The organism is Lysobacter gummosus (assembly GCF_001442805.1).
GTDB classification, from domain to species: Bacteria; Pseudomonadota; Gammaproteobacteria; order Xanthomonadales; family Xanthomonadaceae; genus Lysobacter; species Lysobacter gummosus.
The window spans coordinates 632,798-653,832 of sequence record NZ_CP011131.1 but is presented as its reverse complement, the minus strand read 5'-3'; the positions used below and the strand labels follow the sequence as shown (position 1 = coordinate 653,832).

Genomic DNA, 21,035 nt, shown 5'->3' with positions numbered 1-21,035 from the left:
CGGCCGCCCCCATGTGGGCTTCATTCCCGCCAGACCAGACCGTCATGTCCCTCGATCCCGCCCTGCGCTCGCGCATCGAAACCCTGCTTCAGTCCAACCGTGTCGTGCTGTTCATGAAAGGCGACCCGACCGCGCCGCAATGCGGTTTCTCGGCCAAGGCCTCCGGCGCGCTGAACGCGCTGCTGCCGCAGGGCTACGCCCATGTGGACGTGCTGGCCGATCCGGACATCCGCGAGGGCATCAAGGCCTACGGCGAGTGGCCGACCATCCCGCAGCTGTACATCGACGCGCAGCTGGTCGGCGGCAGCGACATCATCGAGCAGATGGCCGCCAGCGGCGAGTTGCACAGCGCGCTCGGCCTGCCTGCGCCCGATCGCAGCCCGCCCAAGCTCAGCATCACCCCGGCCGCGGCGCAGATGCTGCGCGACGCGGTCGCCAATGCCGGCGCCGATTACGCCGTGCAGCTGGAAGTCGATGCGCGCCACAACGTGCGCCTGCAGCTGGCGCCGATCGACGCCAATGCCGTCGCGGTGGAAGTCGAGGGCGTGCGCGTGCAGACCGACTGGATCAACGCCCGCCGCGCCGACGGCGTGTCGATCGATTGGGCCGACGACGAACGCGGCCGCGGCCTGGTGATCACCAACCCGAACGCGCCGCCGGCGGTGCGCGCGATCGTTCCGGCCGACGCCCGCGAGCGCGTGCGCGCCGGCTCGCTGCGTCTGGTCGATGTGCGTCCGCCGGACGAACGCGCCATCGCTCAGGTCGAGCTGGCTTTCGACACCTTCGATCACGGCACCAGCGCGCTGGAAACCCTTCCCAAGGACACGCCGCTGGCGTTCCTTTGCCACCACGGCGGCCGCAGCGCGCAGGCGGCGGAGCATTTCCGTCAGCTGGGTTACCGCGAGGTCTACAACGTGGAAGGCGGCATCGACGCCTGGGCCGATCTGGACGGCGCCATCGCCAAGTACTGATCGCCTTCGTTGTTACTGCGAAAGCCGCGACGTTTGCGTCGCGGCTTTCGCGTTTCTGGCGCCGGCGCATCGGCGTGCGTTATCGCCGACGGCGCGAGCTACGCGCGGACGCCCGGCCCACAGCCGCCTCAGCCCTTGAAGCCGCCGCCGTCGAGATAGGCCTGTTCTTCCGCGCTGCTGTCGCGTCCCAGCGCCGCGTTGCGATGCGGGAAGCGGCCGAAGCGCTCGATGATTTCCAGATGCTTGATCGCCCACTGCGCGGCGTCGGTGCCGTCGGCAGCGGCCGGCAGCGCCTGGTGCAGCTCGACCGAGCGGCGTTGATCGAGCAAATCCTCCGAGTGTTCGAACGGCAGATAGAAGAACGAGCGCAGGGCCGGCTCGATGCTGCGGTCGTGGCCGAGTTCCAGCGCGCGCCGCGCGTAGTGCCGCGCCAGCGGATCGGTCGCGTACGAATGCGCGCTGCCGCGGAACACGTTGCGTGGAATCTGGTCGAGCAGGATCAACAGCGCCAGCGCCGACTCGGCGTCGCGCTCGACCCAGTCGTCGTGCTCGCGCCGCGCCGCGGCGTGGTGGGCGTCGAGAAAGCCGCTGCGGCATTGCTGATCGAAATGGTCGTCGCGATCGAACCAGCGGCCGGGACCGGCCTTGCGCCAGAAGTCGACGACGTCTTGTGCGGTGACGGACATGCGGAACCTGCGCTTGGGGGACAGGGAGCGAACCGTAGCAAAACGGGTGCGGGCGTGTCGCGAGCGTGGATGTGCGTCCGGGTGTATGGCGCGATGGCCGACATGACGTAAGGCTCGATGTGGTGTGCGACCGGCGACGCGCGTTGCGTCATGTCGCGTCATGTCGCGTCGCACCACCATACGCCCGTCATCCCCGCGAACGCGGGGATCCAGCGACTTTGCTCTCACGCCGCGACGAAGCCTGGCATCCCCGCCTTCGCGGAAACGCCGAACCAAAGCCAACCTCGCGCACCGCGCGCCATCACCCCGCCTCATCCTCGCCCAACTGCGTCTCCAGCTCGTTGATCCAGGCCACGGTGAGACTTTCCATAGTCACCGCATAGATCAACGGCCGGATCGGCCCGGACGAATACGACTGCGAAACGAAACGCGCATGGCGTTCGCGAAACGCCAGCCAGGCCTGATGCGCCTGTTCGAACGCGGCCAGATCCTCGCCGTCGATCTGCTTGCGCAGATGCGCGACCAGACCGTCCAGGCGCGTCTGCTCGCGACTGAGCTCGGCGATCGCCTGCTGGCCCATGTCGGCCTGGCTGACCCGATCGTCGTCGCTGTCGCGCGCGATCGCCTCGGCCTTGCCGAAATAATTGTCGGCGATGCGCGCGGCGGTTTCGGCCTTGCCGATCAGCTTGTTTTCGAAACGGCGCAGTTCCTCGACGCTGGTGTGCGCGCCGTCGAGTTCCTGCTTCAGCGCGAGCAACTGCTTGCCGCGTTCGATCGCATCGACCGTGCCGCGACGCTCGGCGATTCGCTGGATGAAGTAGAACGCCCAGGTAAGCAGGGCGCCGATGACGGTGAAGATGAGCTGTTCCATGACCTGTCCTCCGGTCGTGGAGCACAGTGTCGTCCGCGCAGGTCTCAGGCCTTCGGATGTCGCGTGTCGGGCGTCGCAAAACCCCTGTAAATCCAGTGGGTTTTTGCTTGATGCGGGCTAAACCGTTCAGCCTTCCCGGGCGCTTACGGCCGCCGGCAGATCGCGCGACGCGGCCGGCCCCATCGCCGCGAGCACCGCGCGCAAGATGTCCTGCGAACGCCGCTGGCCATAACCGCGACCGTAGGCGGAGGAGGTGATCGCGATCACCGCGCGCAGCGACGGCACCACGTAGATCTTGTTGCCGCCGTTGCCGGAGGCGAACGCGACCGGCACGTCGCGGCCGGCGATGCGCTGGGTCCGCAGATACCAGAAGTAGCCGTAGTGATCCGCGAAAGGATCGACCGCGGCGATGGCGATGCTCGGGGCCAGGATGTCGTCCAGGGTCTTGCGCGAGATCAGCCGGCGGCCGTCGTGTTCGCCGCCGTCGAGCACCCACTCGCCGATTGCGGCCATGTCGCGCGCGCTCAGCGACAGGTTGCCCTGGCCCTTGGCATGGCCGGAGGCATCGCGCTGCCATTGCCAATGTTCGATGCCCAAGGGTTGAAACAGATTCGCGCGCGCGAATTCGTCGAGCGGTTGCGCGACCGCCGCCGCGACCACCCATCCGGCCAGATACGCGGTCAGCGAGTTGTACTGATAGCGCATCCCGGCGACCTCGCGGCGCGGCACGCCGAGCGCGAACGCGGCCGGATCGGCGGCCTCATCGAGGCGATCTTCGTTGCCGGGCGATTGTTCCTGCGTGTCGTCGGCGTCGAGTCCCGAGCGCATCGTCAGCAGATCGCGTACCGAAGTGCCGGCGACCGGCTTGCCGCGCGCGGCGGGCAGATAGCGTTCGATCGGATCGTCCAGCGAGCCGATCCGGCCTTGATCGAGGGCGATCCCGGCCAGCAGCGCGGTCACGCTTTTCCCGGCCGAACGCATGTCGTGCAGGCTGCGCGCGTCGTCGCCGTTGTAGTAACGCTCGGCGATGAGTTCGCCGTCGCGCAGCACGACCACAGCCTTTAGATCGGCGCGGGTATCGCCGTCCCAGCGGGCGAGGACGCGTTCGACGGCGGGATCGGCCGCGAACGCCGGCACGGCGAAGCTCAAGCACGCGAGCAGGCACCAGCGAATTCGTCGAGCAGCGATCATGCGGCAGCTTCCGAGTGGCCGTTCATGGGCCGGAGGATCATGCGCCGCGGCGGCTCTCACCCCAACCCCTCTCCCGCTTTGCGGGAGAGGGATGTGAGGCGCGCCGTTTCTTGCCGGCTTCCTTGCGGCTTCGGCCCTTTACCGCCTGAGCGAGGGCCGCGCCCTGGCTTACTCGTCGAAGCGCAAATGCCGCACCGACTTGCCATGCCGGCGGATCAGCTTCAGCGCCTCGATGCCGACCCCGATGTGGGTATCGACGAAGCTCGCGCTGACCTTGGCGTCGGAGGCCTCGGTCTTCACGCCCTCGGGAATCATCGGCTGGTCCGAGACCAGCAACAGCGCGCCGCAGGGAATGCGGTTGGCGAAGCCGGCGGCGAACACGGTCGCGGTTTCCATGTCGATGGCCATGCAGCGCATCGCGCGCAGACGCTCCTTGAAGGCTTCGTCGTGCTCCCAGACCCGGCGATTGGTGGTGTAGACGGTGCCGGTCCAGTAGTCGTGGCCGAGGTCGCGGATCATGGTCGAGACCGCGCGCTGCAAGGCGAACGCCGGCAGCGCCGGCACTTCCGGCAGCAGGTAGTCGTTGGAGGTGCCTTCGCCGCGGATCGCCGCGATCGGCAGGACCAGGTCGCCGAGCTCGTTCTTGCGCTTGAGGCCGCCGCACTTGCCCAGGAACAACACCGCCTGCGGCATGATCGCCGAGAGCAGGTCCATCATGGTCGCCGCGTTCGGGCTGCCCATGCCGAAGTTGATCATGGTGATGCCGTCGGCCGTCGCGCTGGGCATCGGCCGGTCCATGCCGACGATCTGCGCGCCGGTCAGGCGGGCGAAGGTGTGCAGGTAACCGCCGAAGTTGGTCAGCAGGATGTGCTGGCCGAACTGGTCCAGGGGCACGCCGGTGTAGCGCGGCAGCCAGTTTTCGACGATCTGTTCTTTGTCTTTCATGCCTTGGCCTTTTCTTGTTGTTGTACGGCCATTGTGGCACCGCCCATGACGATAGTCAGGGTTGGCAGCGCACAAAGCGGCCGTTACGGTTCCATGGTTACCCGCCGCTCGACATCTGGCTCCGCTTTCCCCGGGGGAAATCATGCTTCGACCGTTCCTGGCCGGCTGCGGCCTGGCGTTGCTCGCCAGCGCCGCGCAGGCGGCCACGGCCGCGCCCGCCGCGCCCGCTTCGACTTCCCGCTACACCCAGGACCCCTATCCCAGCACCTACAAGGCGCTCGGCTCGGGCCCGGTGCTGCTGCAGCACGCCACGGTCCTGACCGGCACCGGCCAGCGCCTGGACAACGCCGACGTGCTGCTGCAGGGCGGCAAGATCGTCGCGGTCGGCAGCGCCCTGGACGCGCCGGCCGACGCGGCGCGCGTGGATGCCACCGGCAAGTGGATCACGCCGGGGATCATCGACGTCCACTCGCACTTGGGCGTGTACCCCAGCCCCGGCGTCGGCGCCCATGCCGACGGCAACGAGATGACCAGCCCGGTCACGCCCAACGTCTGGGCCGAGCACTCGATCTGGCCGCAGGACCCGGGCTTCGAAACCGCGCTGGCCGGCGGCATCACCTCGCTGCAGATCCTGCCCGGCTCGGGCAACCTGATCGGCGGCCGCGGCGTCACCCTCAAGAACGTGCCGGCCACGAGTTACCAGGCGATGAAATTCCCCGGCGCGCCGTGGGGCCTGAAGATGGCCTGCGGCGAGAACCCCAAGCGCGTCTACGGCAGCCGCAACGTCTCGCCGGGCACGCGCATGGGCAACGTCGCCGGTTACCGCGCGGCCTTCATCGACGCCAGCGAATACCTGCGCAAGACCTCGCCCAAGGCCGCCGCGCCGGCGAAGAAGCGCTGGTGGCAGAGTTCCACCCCCGCGTCCAACAACGCCGACAGCGAAAAAGACACCGGCGGCAAGCGCGACCTCAAGCTCGACACCCTGGCCGGCGCGATCAAGGGCGACATCCTGGTCCACATCCACTGCTACCGCGCCGACGAGATGACCACGATGCTCGATCTGGCGAAGGAGTTCGGCTTCAAGATCGCCGCCTTCCACCACGGCGTGGAGGCGTACAAGATCGCCGACCGGCTGGCGCAGGAGAACGTCTGCGGCGCGCTGTGGGCCGACTGGTGGGGCTTCAAGATGGAAGCCTTCGACGGCATCCAGGAAAACCTCGCCATGGTCGATCGCCCGGCCAACAGCTGCGCGATCGTGCACTCCGATTCCGAGGAAGGCATCCAGCGGCTCAACCAGGAAGCGGCCAAGGTGATGGCGCACGCGCGCCTGGCCGGCATCGACATCGCGCCGGAGCGGGCGATCGGCTGGCTTACCCGGAACCCGGCCAAGGCGCTGGGCATCGTCGAGCGCACCGGCACCCTGGAGCCGGGCAAGATGGGCGATGTGGTGGTGTGGAACGGCAATCCCTTCAGCGTCTACGCCAAGGCCGAGCAGGTCTACATCGACGGCGCGCGCGTCTACGACCGCGCCGATCCCTCGCGCCAGCCCAAGTCCGATTTCATGCTCGGGCAACCGGCCGCGCAGACCGCGACGCAAGCCGGAGGTGTGCGATGAGCCGCGTGTCCGTGCTGCGGCATGCGCCGCTGTTCGCCGCCCTGCTGGCATGCGTCAGTTTCGCCGCGTCCGCGCAGAACGTGTTGATCCGCAACGCCACCGTTCACACCGCCACGGCGCAAGGTTCGCTGGAACACGCCGACGTGCTGGTCTCCGGCGGCGTGGTGCGCGCGGTCGGCCGCGGCTTGAGCGCGCCGGCCGGCGCGCAGGTGATCGAGGCCGAGGGCCGGCCGGTCACGCCGACGCTTTTCGGCGGCATCAGCGAAATCGGCCTGGAGGAGGTGTCCGGCGAGAAGGCCACGGTCGATGAAACCCTCGCGCTCGGCGCCGACACCAAGGAAATGACGGTGCGGCCGGAGTTCGACGTGACCCTGGCCTACAACCCGGATTCGGTGGTGATTCCGGTCACCCGCATCGAAGGCATCGGCTGGACCCTGCTCGGCGCCGGCACCGCCACGGGCGGCTCGATCGTCGCTGGCCAGGGCGGGATCGAGCGCCTGGACGGCGGCCCCGACCCGATCGGCCCGCGCGTGCTGTTCGTGCGCCTGGGCAAGGACAGCCTGGGGCTGAGCGGCAGTTCGCGCGCGGCGCAGTGGATGATCCTGGATCAGCTGATCGACGAACTGCGCGGGCGCATCGGCCCGGACAATCACGCCGCGCTGCTGACGCCGGCCGGACGCAGCGCGCTGCAGAAGTATTTCGGCGGCGGCGGGCGAATCGTGTTCGGCGTGGATCGCGCCGCCGACATCCGTCAACTGCTGCGCTGGTCGGCCAGGCATCAACTGCGCATCGCCATCGCCGGCGGCGGCGAGGCCTGGCGTCTGGCGCCGCAATTGGCGGCGGCGAAGGTGCCGGTGTTCGTCAATCCGCTGTCCAACCTGCCGAGCGATTTCGATCAGCTCGGCGCCAGCATGGAAAACGCGGCGCGGCTGCGCGCGGCCGGCGTCGCGGTCGGTTTCAGCGAAGGCGGCGCCTCGCACAACGCGCGCAAGGTGCGGCAGCTGGCCGGCAACGCGGTCGCCGCCGGCTTGCCGTGGGCCGACGGTCTGGCCGGGCTGACCCGGGTGCCGGCGGAAACCTTCGGCGTGGCCGGCGAAGTAGGTTCGATCGCCCCGGGCAAGCGCGCCGATCTGGTGCTGTGGAGCGGCGATCCGCTCGATGTCAGCAGTGTGGCCTTGCAGGTGTGGATGGACGGCCGCGCGATTTCGATGCGCAGCCGTCAGACCGAGTTGCGCGATCGTTACCTGCATCCGGACAACGGCTTGCCGCGCGCGTATCCGACGCCGGCGGGGCGTTGATCCGGCGCTATCCAATCCGATAGCGCATCCCGCCTGCTTCCCCCTTTGAACTCACCTACCGATTCCCCCCCTTTGAAAAAGGGGGCCAGGGGGGATTTGCTTTTGATTTGGCTCCATCGCATTAAAGCGAAAAGCTAAATCCCCCCTGCCCCCCTTTTTCAAAGGGGGGAACAGCAACGGCAACGGCAAAAGCTGCGGCTACGGCTACCGCTGTCTCGCCGCGCTTGACCTCCCCTCATCGCGCCACGGCGTATGCTTGCCGCCATCGCCGCCCGACCGCTTTGGAGTGCCGTCATGACCCTGCCCATCGCACACGTCAACTGGCTGGCGATCATCGCCGCCACCGCCTCGGCCTTCGTGCTCGGCGGCCTGTGGTACGGGCCCTTGTTCAAGAAGGCCTGGTGCCGCGAGGCCGGCATCGACCCGGACGCCAAGCCCGGCCATCCGGGCCTGACCTTCGCCATCGCCATCGTCTGCGCCTTCCTCGCCGCGACCATCTTCGCCGTGCTGATGCCGCCGCAGGCCAGCGCCGCGGACGGCTTCGGCGTGGGCTTCGTGGTCGGGCTGTTCTTCGTCTCGATGAGCTTCGGCATCAACTACGCCTTCGCCCAGCGCAGCCTGAAGCTGTGGATGATCGACAGCGGTTATCACATCATCCAGTTCATTCTCTACGGCGTGATCATCGGCGCGTGGAAATAAGGAGTCCGGCAATGAGCGACCCGCAACCGGCATTGCGCTGGTACTTCGATTTCATCTCGCCGTTTTCGTATCTGCAGTGGCGCAAGCTGCGCGCGATCGCGCGCGAGCGTTCGATCGCGCTGGTGCCGGTGGCGTTCGGCGCGATCCTGGCCGCGCACGGCAACAAGGGCCCGGCGGAAATTCCCGGCAAGCGCGAATTCACCTATCGGCACGTGCTGTGGCAGGCGCGCCGCGAAGGCGTCGAGCTGCGCTTTCCGCCGGCGCATCCGTTCAATCCGCTGGCCGCGCTGCGGCTGTGCGTGGCCGCCGGCAACACGCCCGAGGCGGTGGATGCGATCTTCGATTGGATCTGGACGCAAGGACAGGCCGGCGACAGCATCGAGGCCCTGAACCCGGTCGTCGCCGCGCTGGGAGTCGAAATCGGCGCAATCGGCAGCGATCAGACCAAGGCGGCCCTGCGCGCGAACACTGAATCGGCTTTGTTGGCCGGTGTCTTCGGCGTGCCTACGTTGAGTATTGGTAATGAGTTGTTCTGGGGCAACGACGCACACGATTTCGCCCTTGACGCACTGCAACACCCCGATTGGCTTGAAGATCCTGAAATGCAACGGCTCAAGCAGCTGCCGGTAGGAGTGCAACGCCGGGCCTGAACGAGGCCGGCGCCGGGTAAGCGCATTCTTGCGTGACACACATCGCGAAACGGTATGCTGCGGAAACATTCGATAACCACGCGCCAAGACCCGGGGGGGACCCATGCGCATTGGAATCGTCGTCGACTCCGCTTGCGATCTGCCGTTGGACTACCTGCAACAAAACGACATCCGTCTGTTGCCGGTCACTGTGCGCATCGGTCAGGCCGTACTCGCCGATCACCGTAACGAACAAGCCACGCTGCAGTTCCTGCATGCGCATCTGGCCGATCGCGGCTTCGAGGCCGAGACCATGCCGTTCAGCGTGCAACAAATACGCGACTTGTTCGTCAGCCAGTTGTCGATCGATTACGACTACGTGTTCTGCATGACGATCACCAAGACCCGTAGTCCGATCTACGAGAACGCCAATCAGGCCAGCTTCGCGATCCTCAACGACTACCGCCCGGTGCGCAGCGCGGCCGGCATCAACACGCCGTTCTCGTTGCGGGTGATCGACACGCTGAACCTGTTCGCGGCGCAAGGCATCACCGCGGTCGAAGCGGTGCGGCTGCGCGAGGCCGGCGAAGGCCCGCCGAAGATCCGCGCCCGGCTCGAACATATTGCGTTGCGCACGCATGGTTATTTGATTCCGCGCGATCTCAACTACCTGCGCGCGCGCACTCGCCATCGCGGCGATCGCAGCGTGAGTTTCCTCAGCGCGACCTTGGGCACGGCGCTGGACATCAAGCCGATCCTGCATTGCAACCGCGGCGAGACCGGGCCGGTGGCCAAGGTCAAGGGTTACGAGAATGCGGTAAGGAAGCTGCTGGAATTCGCCGCGCGAAAAGCCGCCGGCAACGGGAACGAGGGATTGCTGACCCCGACCGTGTGCCTGAGCTACGGCGGCGAACTGGCCGAACTGCATAGCCTGCCCGGCTACGAAACCTTGCGCGTGGCCTGTCGCAACAACAACGTCGAACTGTTCGAGAGCGTGATGAGCCTGACCGGCATGGTCAATATCGGCAAGGGCGCGCTGGCGCTGGGCTTTGCGGCGGAGAAGGCGGATTTTGAGGGGTGATTGGGATTCGGGATTCGGGATTCGGGATTCGGGATTCGGGATTCGGGAGTCGGGAGTCGGGATTCGGGATTCGGGAGTCGGGATTCGGGATTCGGGAGTCGGGAGTCGGGAGTCGGAATCGGCAATCGGCAATCGGCAATCGGCAATCGGCAACAGCGTCCTCACCTACCGTCATTCCCGCGAAAGCGGGAATCCAGGGACTTTCGCGCGAGAACGCCTGAAGTCGCTGGATTCCCGCTTTCGCGGGAATGACGTTCTGGAAAGATGATGCTGAAGGCTCTGGATTCTCGCCTTCGCGGGCATGACGTTCTTGAAGGATGACGCTGAAGACTCTGGATTCCCGCCTTCGCGGGAATGACGTTCTTGGAGGATGACGTCGAAGTCTCTGGATTCCCGCTTTCATGGGAATGACGGTCTGGAGGGATGGCGCTGAAGACTCTGGATTCCCGCCTTCGCGGGAATGACGTTCTTGAAGGATGGCGTCGAAGTCCCTGGATTCCCGCTTTCATGGGAATGACGTTCTGGAGGGATGACGCTGAAGACTCTGGATTCCCGCCTTCGCGGGAATGACGTTCTTGAAGGATGACGTCGAAGTCTCTGGATTCCCGCTTTCATGGGAATGACGGTCTGGAGGGATGGCGCTGAAGACTCTGGATTCCCGCCTTCGCGGGAATGACTACCTCGGAAGATCGCGCTGAAGCCTCTGGATATTCGGCTCCGCCGAAGCAAAGCAAAACTCGCCTCGCCGGACTGACGCCCTGGGAAGATCGCCCTGAAGTCTCTCCCCAAACACGACTTCCAGCCCAGGCCCCCGCACCATCGGCCGGGTTAGCCTGCGGACTTTGTCCGTCCAGGTAGCCGCTCCGATGACCCGTCACCGCTTGCTCGTCCTCGCGCTCGCCAGCGCGCTCGCCGCCCCGGCCCTCGCCCAGACTCCGCCGCAGCCCGCGCCGCAGGAAAAGAAAGACGGCGACAAGCCGGCCGCGCAACTCGAGCAGGACGCTCTCAAGCCGGCCGGCACCGATCCGGCCCGCGCCTCGGTCCAGACCGCCAAGGGCGCGAGCAAACCCGGCGACAAGGACGAGAAGAAGTGGGACGTCAGCGCGCCGCACGGCCAGACCAAGACGGTGCGCTTCGACACCGACGAAGGCACCTGGATGGACCTGGACGTCGCCCCCAACGGCCGCGAGATCGCCTTCTCCCTGCTCGGCGACATCTACCTGCTGCCGACCGGCGGCGGCCAGGCGCGCCGCATCACCAGCGGCCCGGCCTGGGACGTGCAGCCGCGCTTCTCGCCCGACGGCCGCGAGATCGCCTTCACCTCCGACCGCGGCGGCGGCAACAACCTGTGGCGCATGCGGGCCGACGGCAGCAATCCCACCGCGGTGACCAAGGAAGACTTCCGCCTGCTCAACAACCCGGCCTGGACGCCCGACGGCCAGTTCCTGGTCGGGCGCAAGCATTTCACCGGCGAACGCTCGCTCGGCGCCGGCGAGCTGTGGATCTATCACGCCGCCGGCGGCGGCGGCGGTCTGCAGCTGACCAAGCAGAAGAACGACCAACAGGACCTGGGCGAACCGGCGGTATCGCCCGACGGCCGCTATGTCTATTACTCCGAAGACGTCACCGCCGGCCCGAGCTTCCAGTACAACAAGAACCCCCACGACACCATCTACGCGATCAAGCGCCTGGAACGCGCCAGCGGCAAGACCGCGACGGTGATCGACACCGCCGGCGGCGCGGTGCGTCCGCAGCCCTCGCCCGACGGCAAGTCGCTGGCCTTCGTCAAGCGCATCCGCGACAAGTCGGTGCTGCACGTGCTCGACCTGGCCAGCGGCGAAGCGCGGCCGGTGTGGGACGGGCTCTCGCACGACATGCAGGAAGCCTGGGCGATCTTCGGCCCGTACGCGAATTTCGCCTGGACGCCGGATTCCAGATCGGTGGTGATCTGGGCCCAGGGCAAGCTGTGGCGGGTGTCGATGGCCGACGGCAAGCACGAGCCGATCGCCTTCACCGCCAACGTCGAACAGACCGTGGCGCAGCCGCTGCGTTTCGAACAGACCCTCGACGCCGGCCGCTTCGATCCGAAGATGATCCGCGATGTCGCCACCAGCGCCGACGGCAAGACCCTGATCTTCCACGCGGTCGGCCAGCTGTGGCGCAAGCGCCTGCCCGACGGCAAGCCCGAGCGCCTGACCGGCAACGACAACCTCTACGAATACCAGCCCAGCTTCAGCGCCGACGGCAGCAAACTGCTGTACACGACCTGGTCCGACGAAGCGCTCAGCATGATCTACGTCACCGGCGCCAACGGCGGCGGCGGCAAGCGGCTGACGCAGGAGAAAGGCTTCTACTACAGCCCGCGCTTCTCGCCCGACGGGCGCCGCATCGTCTATTCCAAGACCGGCGGCGGCGGCCTCACCGGCAGCCTGTGGTCGATGGATCGCGGCATCTACGTGATGAACGCCGACGGTAGTCGCCCGCTGCGCGTGGCCACCAGCGGCGAGTCACCGCAGTTCAGCGCCGACGGCACCCGCGTGTACTACCTCAGCGGCGGCGGCATGAAGAAGAAGCTGATGTCGGTCGGCCTCAACGGCGAGGACGAGCGCGAAGTCTTCAACCTCAAGTACGTCGATTCGGTCAGCATCAGCCCGGACGGCAAGTGGGTGGCGTTCACCGAGTTGTTCAACGCTTACGTCGCGCCGCTGATGACCGCCGGCAGTTCGGTGGAACTGAGCAAGGACAGCAAGGCGCTGCCGGTCGCGCAGGTCAGCGCCGACGTCGGCAGCTATCTGCACTGGGCGGCCGATTCCAAGTCGCTGCACTGGATGGTGGGCGATCGTTACTACTCGCGCCCGCTCAATCAGGCGTTCTCGTTCCTGCCCGGCGCGCCGGCGACGCTGGCCAAGCCCTCGGCCGACGAACCGGGCATCCGGGTCGGCCTGCAGGTGCCGGTCTACACGCCGCAGGACACGGTCGCCTTCACCCATGCGCGCGTGGTGACGATGCGCGATGCGGAGAAGAGCCAGGACGTGATCGAAGACGGCACCGTGGTCGTGCGCGGCGATCAGATCGTCGCCGTCGGCGCCAGCGCCTCGGTGCCCGTGCCGGCCGGCGCGCGCGTGATCGACGCCACCGGCAAGACCATCGTGCCCGGTTACGTGGACGTGCACGCGCACGCCGCGCACTTCGGCCAGGGCGTGGTGCCGCAGCAGAATTGGGCCTACTACACCAACCTGGCCTTCGGCATCACCACCATGCACGATCCCTCGGCGACCACCGAGTTCGTGTTCTCCGAAGCCGAACTGCTCAAGGCCGGCAAGATGGTCGGCCCGCGCGTGTTCTCCACCGGCACGATCCTGTACGGCGCCGACGGCGACTTCAAGGCGGTGATCAACTCGCTCGACGACGCGCGCAGCCATCTGCGCCGGATGAAGGCCAACGGCGCGTTCTCGGTCAAGAGCTACAACCAGCCGCGGCGCGAACAGCACCAGCAGATCAATCAGGCCGCGCGCGAGTTGAACATGCTGGTGGTGGAGGAAGGCGGATCGACCTTCAACCACAACCTGCCAATGATCCTCGACGGCGTCACCGGCATCGAGCACAACATCCCGGTCGCGCCGCTGTACAAGGACGTGGTCGAGTTGTGGAAGCAGACCGACGTGCGCAACACGCCGACGCTGGTGGTCAGCTACGGCGGTCTGTCGGGCGAGTACTGGTGGTATGCGCGCGACAACGTCTGGGAAGACAAGAAGCTCAACCGCTTCTTCCCGCGCGAGACCCTGGATGCGCGCTCGATCCGCCGCGAGACCGCGCCGGACTGGGACTACTGGCATATCCAGGTCGCCAAGTCGGTGAAAAAGCTGCGCGATGCCGGCGTCAAGATCCAGATCGGCGGCCACGGCCAGTTGCAGGGCCTGTCGGCGAACTGGGAAATCTGGATGCTGACCCAGGGCGGCATGAGCAATTTCGAAGCGCTGCGCGCGGCGACCATCGACGGCGCGGATTATCTGGGCCTGTCCAGGCAGCTGGGTTCGCTGGAGACCGGCAAGAAGGCCGATCTGGTCGTGCTCAACAGCAATCCGCTGGAGAACATCCGCGCGACCATCGACACGCGCTATGTGATGGTGGACGGGCGTCTGTTCGACGTCGATGCCGACATGGCCGAACTGGGCAACCGCGCCGAGAAGGCGCCGAAGTTCTATTGGCAGCGTCATCGCGACGGCCAGACCTTCGGCGTGGAATTCGGCCCGACCTCGGTGTGTCACTGCCCCAAGGGCCATGGACCGCATCAGGCGCACGACGGCGAGGAGGATTGACCGCCGGGTTCGACGATGGCCGGCCTGAGCGAGCGAACCGCGACCTCGGCCGGCAGAATTCCGATCCGGCAACGCCGCATTCACGCCCGGCGTATGCTGGGCTTATTACCCTGAACGCCATTCTTTTGCCGAGACATCCGATGGCCACTCGCTATTACCTCAGCATCCCCGACGGCGAACGCGCGCGCGGCAGCGACGCCGACCTGTCGTTCACCGCGGTCAGCGCCGAGGGCTTCGCCTCGCAATTGCAAGCGGCCTTGCGCGGCGACGCGCTGTTCGAACGCTGGCGCGCGAAGCAGCCCGAACCGGACGAAGTCGATGCGAGCCTGGGTGCGACGGATCCGAACGCGACCGTGCAGGGCGAGCAGCGGGACCTGCGCATGGACCTGGTCGCGGTGACGGCGTTGTCGGGCACGGTGCTCAAGCATCGCCTGCGCTTGCTGGCGGGCAGCGGGTGGGAGTTGCGGGATGTGACTGCGGCTTGATGGGACCTTTGCTGTTCCCCCCCTTGAAAAGGGGGCTAGGGAGGGGATTCGCTTTTGACCGCGCAGCTCCAAGCCTCACGCGAGAAGCAAATCCCCCGGCGCATTGAGGGCTCACCTCGAAATCGATCAACGCAGGCGCCAGCCCCCCTTTTTCAAAGGGGGCGAATTTTATCGACCGCTTCGTGTGTTACCGCTCTCGCCCTGCCTTCGCCTTTGCTGTTCCCCCCTTTGAAAAAGGGGGGCAGGGGGGATTCGCTTTTGACCGCGCAGCTTCAAGCCTCACGCGAGAAGCAAATCCCCGGCGCATTGAGGGCTCACTTCAAAACCGATCAACGCAGGCGCCAGCCCCCTTTTTCAAAGGGGGCGAATTTATTGGCGACTTCGTGTGTGTACCGCCCTCACCCTGCCTTTGCTGTTCCCCCCTTTGAAAAAGCGGGGCAGGGGGGATTCGCTTTTGACCGCGCAGCTTCAAGCCTCACGCGAAAAGCAAATCCCCCGGCGCACTAAGCGCTCACTTCGAAACAAATCACCCCAGGCGCCAGCCCCCTTTTTCAAAGGGGGCGAATTTCAAACGCTTCCGGATGCTCGGAAAGATCCAGCAACGTCTCCGCCATCGTCACGATCTGCTCGCGCATCACCAACTTGTCCAGCCACCCGCGCGGAATCGCATCGACGCCGTAGTAAGCGCCAGCCACCTGACCGCAGATCGCCGCGGTGGTATCGGCGTCGTCCCCCAGATTGGCCGCGCGCAGAATCGCCGCCTCGAACGAATCGGTGTGCAGGAAACACCACAACGCCGCTTCCAACGAGGCGACGCTGTAACCCGACCCCACGATCTCGCTCTCGACCTTCCCCGCATAAGCGCGCGCATGAATCGCCGCGACTTTGTCGCTGTCCGGCGGCGTCATCGCCGGCGTAAGCACCGCTTCCTTGCCCGCGCCCATCAGCGCGGCGCGCACTTGGCTGGCGAACAAACGCGAGCAATCCAGGGCTTCCGCGGCGCCGTGGGTAGTGCGGGTGGATTCGGCCGCGTAATGCCGCGCCAGTTCCGCATCGCGTCGCCACAGCATCGGCACCGGCGCCAATCGCATCAGCGCGCCGTTGCCGGCCGCGCGCGGGCCGGGGTCGCCGGCATAGGGATCGTCGCTCCGGCGATAACGGTCCAAGGCCGCGCTCACCGTCGCGCCGATGTCGAAACACTCGCCGTTGCTGCTCAGGTAACCGTGATCGCGCCAGTTGCAGTAGCGATTCATCTGATCGCGCGCGTCGAAACCGCGGCAATGGATCAGGCTCGCCGCCAGGCACAACGCCATCGAGGTGTCGTCGGTCCACTCGCCCACGCGCAGCGAAAACGGCCCGCCGCCGACCATGTCGGTCAGCGGTTCGAAACTGCCGCGGCTGCGGAACTCCACCGTGGTGCCGACCGCGTCGCCGCAGGCCAGGCCGAGCAGGCAGCCCAGGTAACGCTCGCGCAATCCGCTCATGCCGCCTCCGGTTCGAGGTCGTCGTAGCACTCGGGCACGAAGCGCGGGGTGCAGATCGCAAGGAAGATCAGATCGCCGTCGCCGAGATTGGTAATGCGTTGCGACGCGTCGGCGGGAATAAACACCACATCGCCCGGGCCGACTTCGCCCGGCGCGATGTCGCCGACCTGCATGCGCCCGCGGCCTTGCACGATCACATAGCGCTCGGCGGTGCCGCGCAGGCGATGCAGCCGGGTCGTTACGCCCGGCTCGACACGGATGCGGGCGATCGAGGTCTGCGCGTCGTCGGCGCTGTTCCAGCACTCCACGACGTGGCAGCGTTCTTCGAAGTAATACTCGGCGGTGTCGGCGTTGGATTTGATGCGGGCGGCGGTCATCGGCGGTCGCTGCGGTCGGATCGGCGCAGCTTAGCGCAGGCGATGACCCGCGCTCAGGCGCCCACGCCGTGCGGCTGCACCACGCCGGTGGCGATGCCGACGATCACCAGCGCGATCAGCGCGATCGAAAAACCGATGCGCCGGGTCAGCGCGTTGACCGTGCGCTTGCTGGTGCCCTTATCGACCAGCATGTAGTAAAGGCCGGCGCCCAGGTTGTAGAGGATCACGCCGAGGAAGGCGGCGACGAACAGCAGTTTCATGATTCGACCTTGCCCGTGAGCGGGCCTGTGGTGTCGGGAGAGGCAGTGCGGCCGCGCAACCAGCGCCAGCGCAGCGCGATCGCCGTGGTCATGACCAGCAAGAACAGGCCGTAGGCGATCGAGGTGGCCAGCACCTGTTTCCAGATCGCGCCGGCCTGCGGATCGGCGTTGAGCATGCTCCAGTGCATGCCCCAGAACGCGGCCGCGGTGGCCAGGATCAGGCTGGCGCTGTCGAACAGCGTGCGCGCGCCGCCTCGCGGCTGGCGCGGATAGATCCAGAACAGCCAGGCCAGGATCGAAAACCAGGGGATGAACAGGATCAGGGCGAGGTTGAATTCGACTTGCGGGTTCATGGCGATGAGTAGCGGCGATGGCGCAGCTTTGGCTGCGAGATCCATTGTTCGCCTGCCTGCTCAGATTGCGTAGACTCAGATTCTGCAAGAAAAACCAGATCAGTCTCGGTTGGGGCCGAGATTGGAGATTTGGGATTCGAAAGCGCCGGCCACCGGCCCGTGGCAAGACGCTGTCGTAAGAGGGGCTTCAGCCCCGACGCCCTTCGATCAAGCCACCGCGACACCTGCCAAACCCACATGAAGCGCTACCAGGCCCTGGCCGACGACATCGCCCGCTCCATCCGCCAGGGCCTGCTGCGCCCCGGCCAACGCCTGCCCTCGGTGCGCCAGGCCAGCGCGGCGCGCAAGCTCAGCCCGGCCACCGTGTTCCAGGCCTACTACCTGCTCGAATCCCAAGGCCTGGTGCGGCCGCGCGCGCGTTCGGGCTACTACGTCAGCGAACACGTCCACGCGCTGTTGCCCGAACCCGACGCGGCGTCCGCGCCCGACGGCGAATCGCGCGCGGTGGACATCAGCGCGCTGGTGTTCGAAGTGCTGGAATCGGCGATGGCGCGCGACATCGTGCCGCTGGGTTCGGCGTTCATGAGTCCGTCGCTGTTTCCGCTGGCCAAACTCGGCCGGGCGATGGCGCACGAAGCCGTGCATCTGGATCCGCGCAGCACGGTCGACGACCTGACCCCGGGCAACGCCGAACTGCGCCGACATATCGCCCTGCGCTACCGCATCGGCGAGGTGGAGCTGGGCATCAACGATCTGGTCGTCACCAACGGCGCGATCGAAGCGCTGAACCTGTGCATCGCCGCGACCACCCGTCCCGGCGACGCGGTGCTGGTCGAATCGCCGTGCTTCTACGTCGCGCTGCAGACGCTGGAGCGCCACGGCCTGCATGCGGTGGAAGTACCGACCCATCCGCGCGAAGGCGTCGAACTCGGCGCGCTCGACGCCGCGATCCGCCGCCACGCGCCCAAGGCCTGCTGGCTGATGACCAGCTTCCAGAATCCGCTCGGCGCGAGCATGCCCGAGGCGAAGAAACGCGAGCTGGTCGAACTGTTGGCGCGGCACGAGCTGCCGCTGATCGAGGACGACGTCTACGGCGAGCTGCACTTCGGTGCGCGCCGTCCATTGCCGGCCAAGGCCTTCGACACGCGCGGACTGGTGCTGCACTGCTCGTCGTTTTCGAAAACACTGGCGCCGGGCTACCGCATCGGCTGGGCCGCGCCCGGCCGCTACGCCCAGCGCGTGGCGCGGCTCAAACTCACCAACACCCTGGCCACCTGCGTGCCGGCGCAGCTGGCGATCGCGCGTTACCTGCAGCGCGGCGGCTACGAGCGCCATCTGCGCGGCCTGCGCCAGACCTTGCGGCTACAGCAGGCCGCGTACCTGGAAGCGGTGGCGCGCTATTTCCCCAGCGGTACGCGAGTGACGCGGCCGGATGGCGGTTACTTCCTGTGGATCGAACTGCCGCCCGATCGCGACGCACTGGCCTTGCAGCGCCAGGCCGCGCAGCGCGGCATCAGCATCGCGCCGGGGCCGATCTTCTCCGCGCATCGCGGCCACGGCCACTGCCTGCGGCTCAACTACGGCCACGCACTCGATGCACGGGTGGACGCTGCGCTAAAAGTCTTGGGCGAGCTTTCGGCGGCGCGATCGGCGCCAGCCTGAGGCGCTGCGCCTGGCTGGCATCGGCCAGGGCCTCGGCCTGGCGCTTGCGGCTCAGATTGCCGAGCGCGCGCCGGTACGACCAATCGATCAACTCGCGCAGATACTCCGCGGGCAGGCTGCGCACATCGACCACGGTCACCCAGTGATAGCGGCCCATGAAGCGCGCGGTCTTGACCCCGGGGATGCCGGTGAGTTCGAGGAAGCGGTCGGAGGAGGTCTTGAAGCTGAAACGCCAGCGCTCGGGCTCGCTGGTCTTGAAGTAGGCGAAGAATTTTCCGCCCACGCTGTAGACCAGGATGTTCGACGGCGCGCCGTGCAGGCTTTCTTCCGCGCCGGGATAGGCGCGGCAATGTTTCTTTACGGCGTTGGTGTCCATGACGGAAGCGAATCGGAAGTGCGCGCATGTTCGCATGCGGGGCGGTGCCGCGGCCGCGGTCGCCCCGATGCGCCGGCACTCACATATGCGCGGTCACCTTCGGCGTTTCGAACCAGTTGTTGTTCAGACCGTCCATGTACTTGACCGGCGCCGCCGCCCACACCTGGTGATCCACGTCCAGGCAGGCGACATTGACCGAGTAGTACTTGCCGCCGAGCACTTCCAGATCGCCGCTGCCGTAGGCATGCACGCCGCAGTGCTTGCAGAAGTGGTAGGTGCCGCTGAAGGTGCCGAACTGGTAAGTGCCGACATCTTCCGGCTTGGCGCTGAGCAGACGGAACGCATCGGGCTTCACCAGCGCGCCCCACTTGCGCAGCTTGCTGCACATCGAGCAATTGCAGCGCCCGGTGCCGGCCTCCAGGTCGAGATCGACTTCATAACGGATGGCGCCGCAGTGGCAGCTGGCCTGGTAGGTCTGGACGGTCATCTGGGCTCTCTCCGATAGCGGGGGCGGATCGCCCCGGGACGAATACAGGATACGATCCATTGAGGACAGTTTCTGTCCTCAATAGGTTTTAGACTGGGCCCCATGCTCAAGACCTCGACCCGACTGCTGCGTCTGTTGTCGCTGCTGCAATCGCGCCGCCACTGGACCGGCGCCGACCTGTGCGAGCGGCTGGAAGTGGATGCGCGCACCGTGCGCCGCGATGTCGATCGCCTGCGCGAACTCGGCTATCCAGTGCAGGCCTCCACCGGCGTGGGCGGCGGCTACCGGCTGGCCGCGGGCGCCTCGCTGCCGCCGCTGCTGCTCGACGACGACGAGGCGGTGGCGATGGTGGTGGCGCTGCGCAGCGCCACCGCCAGCGTGGCGCGGATCGAAGACACCGCGGTCGGCCTGCTCGGCAAGCTCGACCAACTCCTGCCGGCGCGGCTGCGGCGCCGGGTCAGCGCGCTGTATTCGGTGACCGTGTCGTTGAAGCAGCGCGAGGAAGGCCCCGACGTCGAGACCCTGACCGAACTGGCCGGCGCCTGCCGCGACCACCTGCTGATCGAGATGGACTACAACGATCGCGGCGGCCGCGCCACGCGGCGCACGATCGAACCCTTGCGCCTGGTCAGCAGCGGCCGCCGCTGGTACCTGCTGGCCTGGGACCGCAGCCGCGAGGACTGGCGGTTGTTCCGCGCCGACCGCATCCAGGCCGCGCGTTGCGGCGGCGGCGGGTTCGTCCCGCGCGTGTTCCCGGAAGATGTGGCCGCGTATGTGCAGCGGGCGATCAGCCAGCCTCTGCACGGGCCGACCGTGCGCGCCAGACTGCGCGGCTCGGCCGAGTCGCTGACCGCGTCGCTGCCGCCGTGGTGCGGCGTGCTCGAACACATCGACGAACACTCCTGCCTGCTGCACGTGCGCGGCGAAACCCCGGAGGAAATACTCGCGCTGCTGGCGCTGACCGGAGTGGAGTTCGAACTGGTCGACGCCGGCGAGCGGCGGCCGGAACTGCGCGCGGTGGCCGAGCGGTTGTTGCGCGCGGTGCAGTGAATTTTGCGGAGGAGGCCGTTGTGGGAGGTCTGTTGTGGGAGGAGGCTTTTGTGGGAGGGAGCTTTAGCCCCGATGCCTTTGTCTCGGCCGATTCGAATCCCAACCCCGTTTCCAGGCGCTTTTAAAGCCATCAGGGCTCTGCTGCCGCTGATCGAAAAGCATCGGGGCTAAAGCTCCCTCCCACTGCAACTCCCTC

Annotated in this window: 20 protein-coding genes; 10 read left to right on the top strand and 10 right to left on the bottom strand. The window is 66.8% G+C overall.

Annotation, left to right across the window (positions count from 1 at the left end; all coding sequences use genetic code 11):
* Positions 1–44 precede the first annotated feature (44 nt).
* Positions 45–971: a Grx4 family monothiol glutaredoxin gene (grxD, locus tag LG3211_RS02560; protein ID WP_057941458.1), complete on the top strand. Its 927-nt coding sequence runs from the start codon at positions 45–47 to the stop codon at positions 969–971.
* 128 nt (positions 972–1,099) lie between these two features.
* Here the strand turns inward: grxD and LG3211_RS02555 are convergent, their stop codons facing one another.
* The 4 genes from LG3211_RS02555 to LG3211_RS02540 all read right to left on the bottom strand — a co-directional run bounded on the left by LG3211_RS02555 (position 1,100) and on the right by LG3211_RS02540 (position 4,664).
* Complete coding sequence (locus LG3211_RS02555; protein WP_057941457.1) at positions 1,100–1,657, bottom strand: DUF924 family protein; 558 nt, start codon at positions 1,655–1,657, stop codon at positions 1,100–1,102.
* A gap of 301 nt (positions 1,658–1,958) precedes the next feature.
* Entirely contained in the window at positions 1,959–2,528 is a 570-nt protein-coding gene (locus LG3211_RS02550) for a lysozyme inhibitor LprI family protein (RefSeq protein WP_057941456.1), read from the bottom strand.
* A 126-nt stretch (positions 2,529–2,654) separates the two neighbouring features.
* Positions 2,655–3,719 (bottom strand): serine hydrolase domain-containing protein, encoded by a 1,065-nt coding sequence (locus LG3211_RS02545; RefSeq protein WP_083512267.1) that lies wholly within the window; start codon positions 3,717–3,719, stop codon positions 2,655–2,657.
* Positions 3,720–3,887: 168 nt separating this feature from the next.
* Positions 3,888–4,664, bottom strand: a complete 777-nt coding sequence (locus LG3211_RS02540; RefSeq protein ID WP_057941455.1) for an AMP nucleosidase — start codon at positions 4,662–4,664, stop codon at positions 3,888–3,890.
* 142 nt (positions 4,665–4,806) lie between these two features.
* Between LG3211_RS02540 and LG3211_RS02535 the strand changes: the two genes are divergently transcribed.
* The 7 genes from LG3211_RS02535 (at position 4,807) to LG3211_RS02505 (ending at position 14,790) form a co-directional block, all read left to right on the top strand.
* Positions 4,807–6,279 (top strand): amidohydrolase, encoded by a 1,473-nt coding sequence (locus LG3211_RS02535; protein ID WP_057941454.1) that lies wholly within the window; start codon positions 4,807–4,809, stop codon positions 6,277–6,279.
* A complete protein-coding gene (locus tag LG3211_RS02530; RefSeq protein ID WP_057941453.1) occupies positions 6,276–7,577 on the top strand; it encodes an amidohydrolase family protein in 1,302 nt (433 codons plus the stop codon). Before LG3211_RS02535 ends, LG3211_RS02530 begins: the two co-directional genes overlap by 4 nt.
* Positions 7,578–7,871: 294 nt before the next feature.
* A complete protein-coding gene (locus LG3211_RS02525; protein ID WP_057941452.1) occupies positions 7,872–8,276 on the top strand; it encodes a DUF1761 domain-containing protein in 405 nt (134 codons plus the stop codon).
* Between the two features lie 11 nt (positions 8,277–8,287).
* Positions 8,288–8,926 (top strand): 2-hydroxychromene-2-carboxylate isomerase, encoded by a 639-nt coding sequence (locus LG3211_RS02520; RefSeq protein ID WP_057941451.1) that lies wholly within the window; start codon positions 8,288–8,290, stop codon positions 8,924–8,926.
* A 103-nt stretch (positions 8,927–9,029) separates the two neighbouring features.
* Positions 9,030–9,986 carry a DegV family protein gene (locus LG3211_RS02515; protein WP_057941450.1) on the top strand — a complete coding sequence of 319 codons (957 nt, stop codon included), beginning with the start codon at positions 9,030–9,032 and terminating at the stop codon, positions 9,984–9,986.
* A gap of 866 nt (positions 9,987–10,852) precedes the next feature.
* Entirely contained in the window at positions 10,853–14,305 is a 3,453-nt protein-coding gene (locus LG3211_RS02510) for an amidohydrolase family protein (RefSeq protein ID WP_083512264.1), read from the top strand.
* A 140-nt stretch (positions 14,306–14,445) separates the two neighbouring features.
* Positions 14,446–14,790 (top strand): hypothetical protein, encoded by a 345-nt coding sequence (locus LG3211_RS02505; RefSeq protein ID WP_057941449.1) that lies wholly within the window; start codon positions 14,446–14,448, stop codon positions 14,788–14,790.
* Positions 14,791–15,341: 551 nt separating this feature from the next.
* On the opposite strand, the gene LG3211_RS02500 is transcribed toward LG3211_RS02505, so the two are convergent.
* From LG3211_RS02500 to LG3211_RS02485, 4 genes are read right to left on the bottom strand one after another with little or no spacing between them, the layout of a single operon-like run.
* Positions 15,342–16,274 carry an ADP-ribosylglycohydrolase family protein gene (locus tag LG3211_RS02500; RefSeq protein WP_057941448.1) on the bottom strand — a complete coding sequence of 311 codons (933 nt, stop codon included), beginning with the start codon at positions 16,272–16,274 and terminating at the stop codon, positions 15,342–15,344.
* Positions 16,271–16,651 (bottom strand): cupin domain-containing protein, encoded by a 381-nt coding sequence (locus tag LG3211_RS02495; protein WP_057941447.1) that lies wholly within the window; start codon positions 16,649–16,651, stop codon positions 16,271–16,273. The genes LG3211_RS02500 and LG3211_RS02495 overlap by 4 nt, the downstream gene beginning before the upstream one ends.
* 53 nt (positions 16,652–16,704) lie before the next feature.
* Positions 16,705–16,911, bottom strand: a complete 207-nt coding sequence (locus tag LG3211_RS02490; RefSeq protein WP_057941446.1) for a twin transmembrane helix small protein — start codon at positions 16,909–16,911, stop codon at positions 16,705–16,707.
* Complete coding sequence (locus LG3211_RS02485; RefSeq protein WP_057941445.1) at positions 16,908–17,264, bottom strand: hypothetical protein; 357 nt, start codon at positions 17,262–17,264, stop codon at positions 16,908–16,910. The genes LG3211_RS02490 and LG3211_RS02485 overlap by 4 nt, the downstream gene beginning before the upstream one ends.
* A 237-nt stretch (positions 17,265–17,501) precedes the next feature.
* On the opposite strand from LG3211_RS02485, the gene LG3211_RS02480 reads away from it, so the two are divergent.
* The gene (locus LG3211_RS02480) at positions 17,502–18,926 is read left to right on the top strand and encodes an aminotransferase-like domain-containing protein (protein ID WP_057941444.1); all 1,425 of its coding nucleotides are present in this window, start codon (positions 17,502–17,504) and stop codon (positions 18,924–18,926) included.
* On the opposite strand, the gene LG3211_RS02475 is transcribed toward LG3211_RS02480, so the two are convergent.
* Positions 18,838–19,302 carry an MmcQ/YjbR family DNA-binding protein gene (locus tag LG3211_RS02475; RefSeq protein ID WP_083512263.1) on the bottom strand — a complete coding sequence of 155 codons (465 nt, stop codon included), beginning with the start codon at positions 19,300–19,302 and terminating at the stop codon, positions 18,838–18,840. The two genes, LG3211_RS02480 and LG3211_RS02475, sit on opposite strands and share 89 nt — an antisense overlap.
* Before the next feature lie 79 nt (positions 19,303–19,381).
* A complete protein-coding gene (locus tag LG3211_RS02470) occupies positions 19,382–19,789 on the bottom strand; it encodes a GFA family protein (protein WP_057941443.1) in 408 nt (135 codons plus the stop codon).
* Positions 19,790–19,891: 102 nt separating this feature from the next.
* Here LG3211_RS02470 and LG3211_RS02465 point away from each other — a divergent pair, with 102 nt between their 5' ends.
* A complete protein-coding gene (locus tag LG3211_RS02465) occupies positions 19,892–20,839 on the top strand; it encodes a helix-turn-helix transcriptional regulator (RefSeq protein ID WP_057941442.1) in 948 nt (315 codons plus the stop codon).
* Positions 20,840–21,035: the final 196 nt, after the last annotated feature.

Coding starts and splice junctions, on each gene's coding strand:
- grxD (WP_057941458.1), top strand. CDS start 45: ATGTCCCTCGATCCCGCCCTGCGCTCGCGCATCGAAACCCTGCTTCAG.
- LG3211_RS02555 (WP_057941457.1), bottom strand. CDS start 1,657: ATGTCCGTCACCGCACAAGACGTCGTCGACTTCTGGCGCAAGGCCGGT.
- LG3211_RS02550 (WP_057941456.1), bottom strand. CDS start 2,528: ATGGAACAGCTCATCTTCACCGTCATCGGCGCCCTGCTTACCTGGGCG.
- LG3211_RS02545 (WP_083512267.1), bottom strand. CDS start 3,719: ATGATCGCTGCTCGACGAATTCGCTGGTGCCTGCTCGCGTGCTTGAGC.
- LG3211_RS02540 (WP_057941455.1), bottom strand. CDS start 4,664: ATGAAAGACAAAGAACAGATCGTCGAAAACTGGCTGCCGCGCTACACC.
- LG3211_RS02535 (WP_057941454.1), top strand. CDS start 4,807: ATGCTTCGACCGTTCCTGGCCGGCTGCGGCCTGGCGTTGCTCGCCAGC.
- LG3211_RS02530 (WP_057941453.1), top strand. CDS start 6,276: ATGAGCCGCGTGTCCGTGCTGCGGCATGCGCCGCTGTTCGCCGCCCTG.
- LG3211_RS02525 (WP_057941452.1), top strand. CDS start 7,872: ATGACCCTGCCCATCGCACACGTCAACTGGCTGGCGATCATCGCCGCC.
- LG3211_RS02520 (WP_057941451.1), top strand. CDS start 8,288: ATGAGCGACCCGCAACCGGCATTGCGCTGGTACTTCGATTTCATCTCG.
- LG3211_RS02515 (WP_057941450.1), top strand. CDS start 9,030: ATGCGCATTGGAATCGTCGTCGACTCCGCTTGCGATCTGCCGTTGGAC.
- LG3211_RS02510 (WP_083512264.1), top strand. CDS start 10,853: ATGACCCGTCACCGCTTGCTCGTCCTCGCGCTCGCCAGCGCGCTCGCC.
- LG3211_RS02505 (WP_057941449.1), top strand. CDS start 14,446: ATGGCCACTCGCTATTACCTCAGCATCCCCGACGGCGAACGCGCGCGC.
- LG3211_RS02500 (WP_057941448.1), bottom strand. CDS start 16,274: ATGAGCGGATTGCGCGAGCGTTACCTGGGCTGCCTGCTCGGCCTGGCC.
- LG3211_RS02495 (WP_057941447.1), bottom strand. CDS start 16,651: ATGACCGCCGCCCGCATCAAATCCAACGCCGACACCGCCGAGTATTAC.
- LG3211_RS02490 (WP_057941446.1), bottom strand. CDS start 16,911: ATGAAACTGCTGTTCGTCGCCGCCTTCCTCGGCGTGATCCTCTACAAC.
- LG3211_RS02485 (WP_057941445.1), bottom strand. CDS start 17,264: ATGAACCCGCAAGTCGAATTCAACCTCGCCCTGATCCTGTTCATCCCC.
- LG3211_RS02480 (WP_057941444.1), top strand. CDS start 17,502: ATGAAGCGCTACCAGGCCCTGGCCGACGACATCGCCCGCTCCATCCGC.
- LG3211_RS02475 (WP_083512263.1), bottom strand. CDS start 19,302: ATGGACACCAACGCCGTAAAGAAACATTGCCGCGCCTATCCCGGCGCG.
- LG3211_RS02470 (WP_057941443.1), bottom strand. CDS start 19,789: ATGACCGTCCAGACCTACCAGGCCAGCTGCCACTGCGGCGCCATCCGT.
- LG3211_RS02465 (WP_057941442.1), top strand. CDS start 19,892: ATGCTCAAGACCTCGACCCGACTGCTGCGTCTGTTGTCGCTGCTGCAA.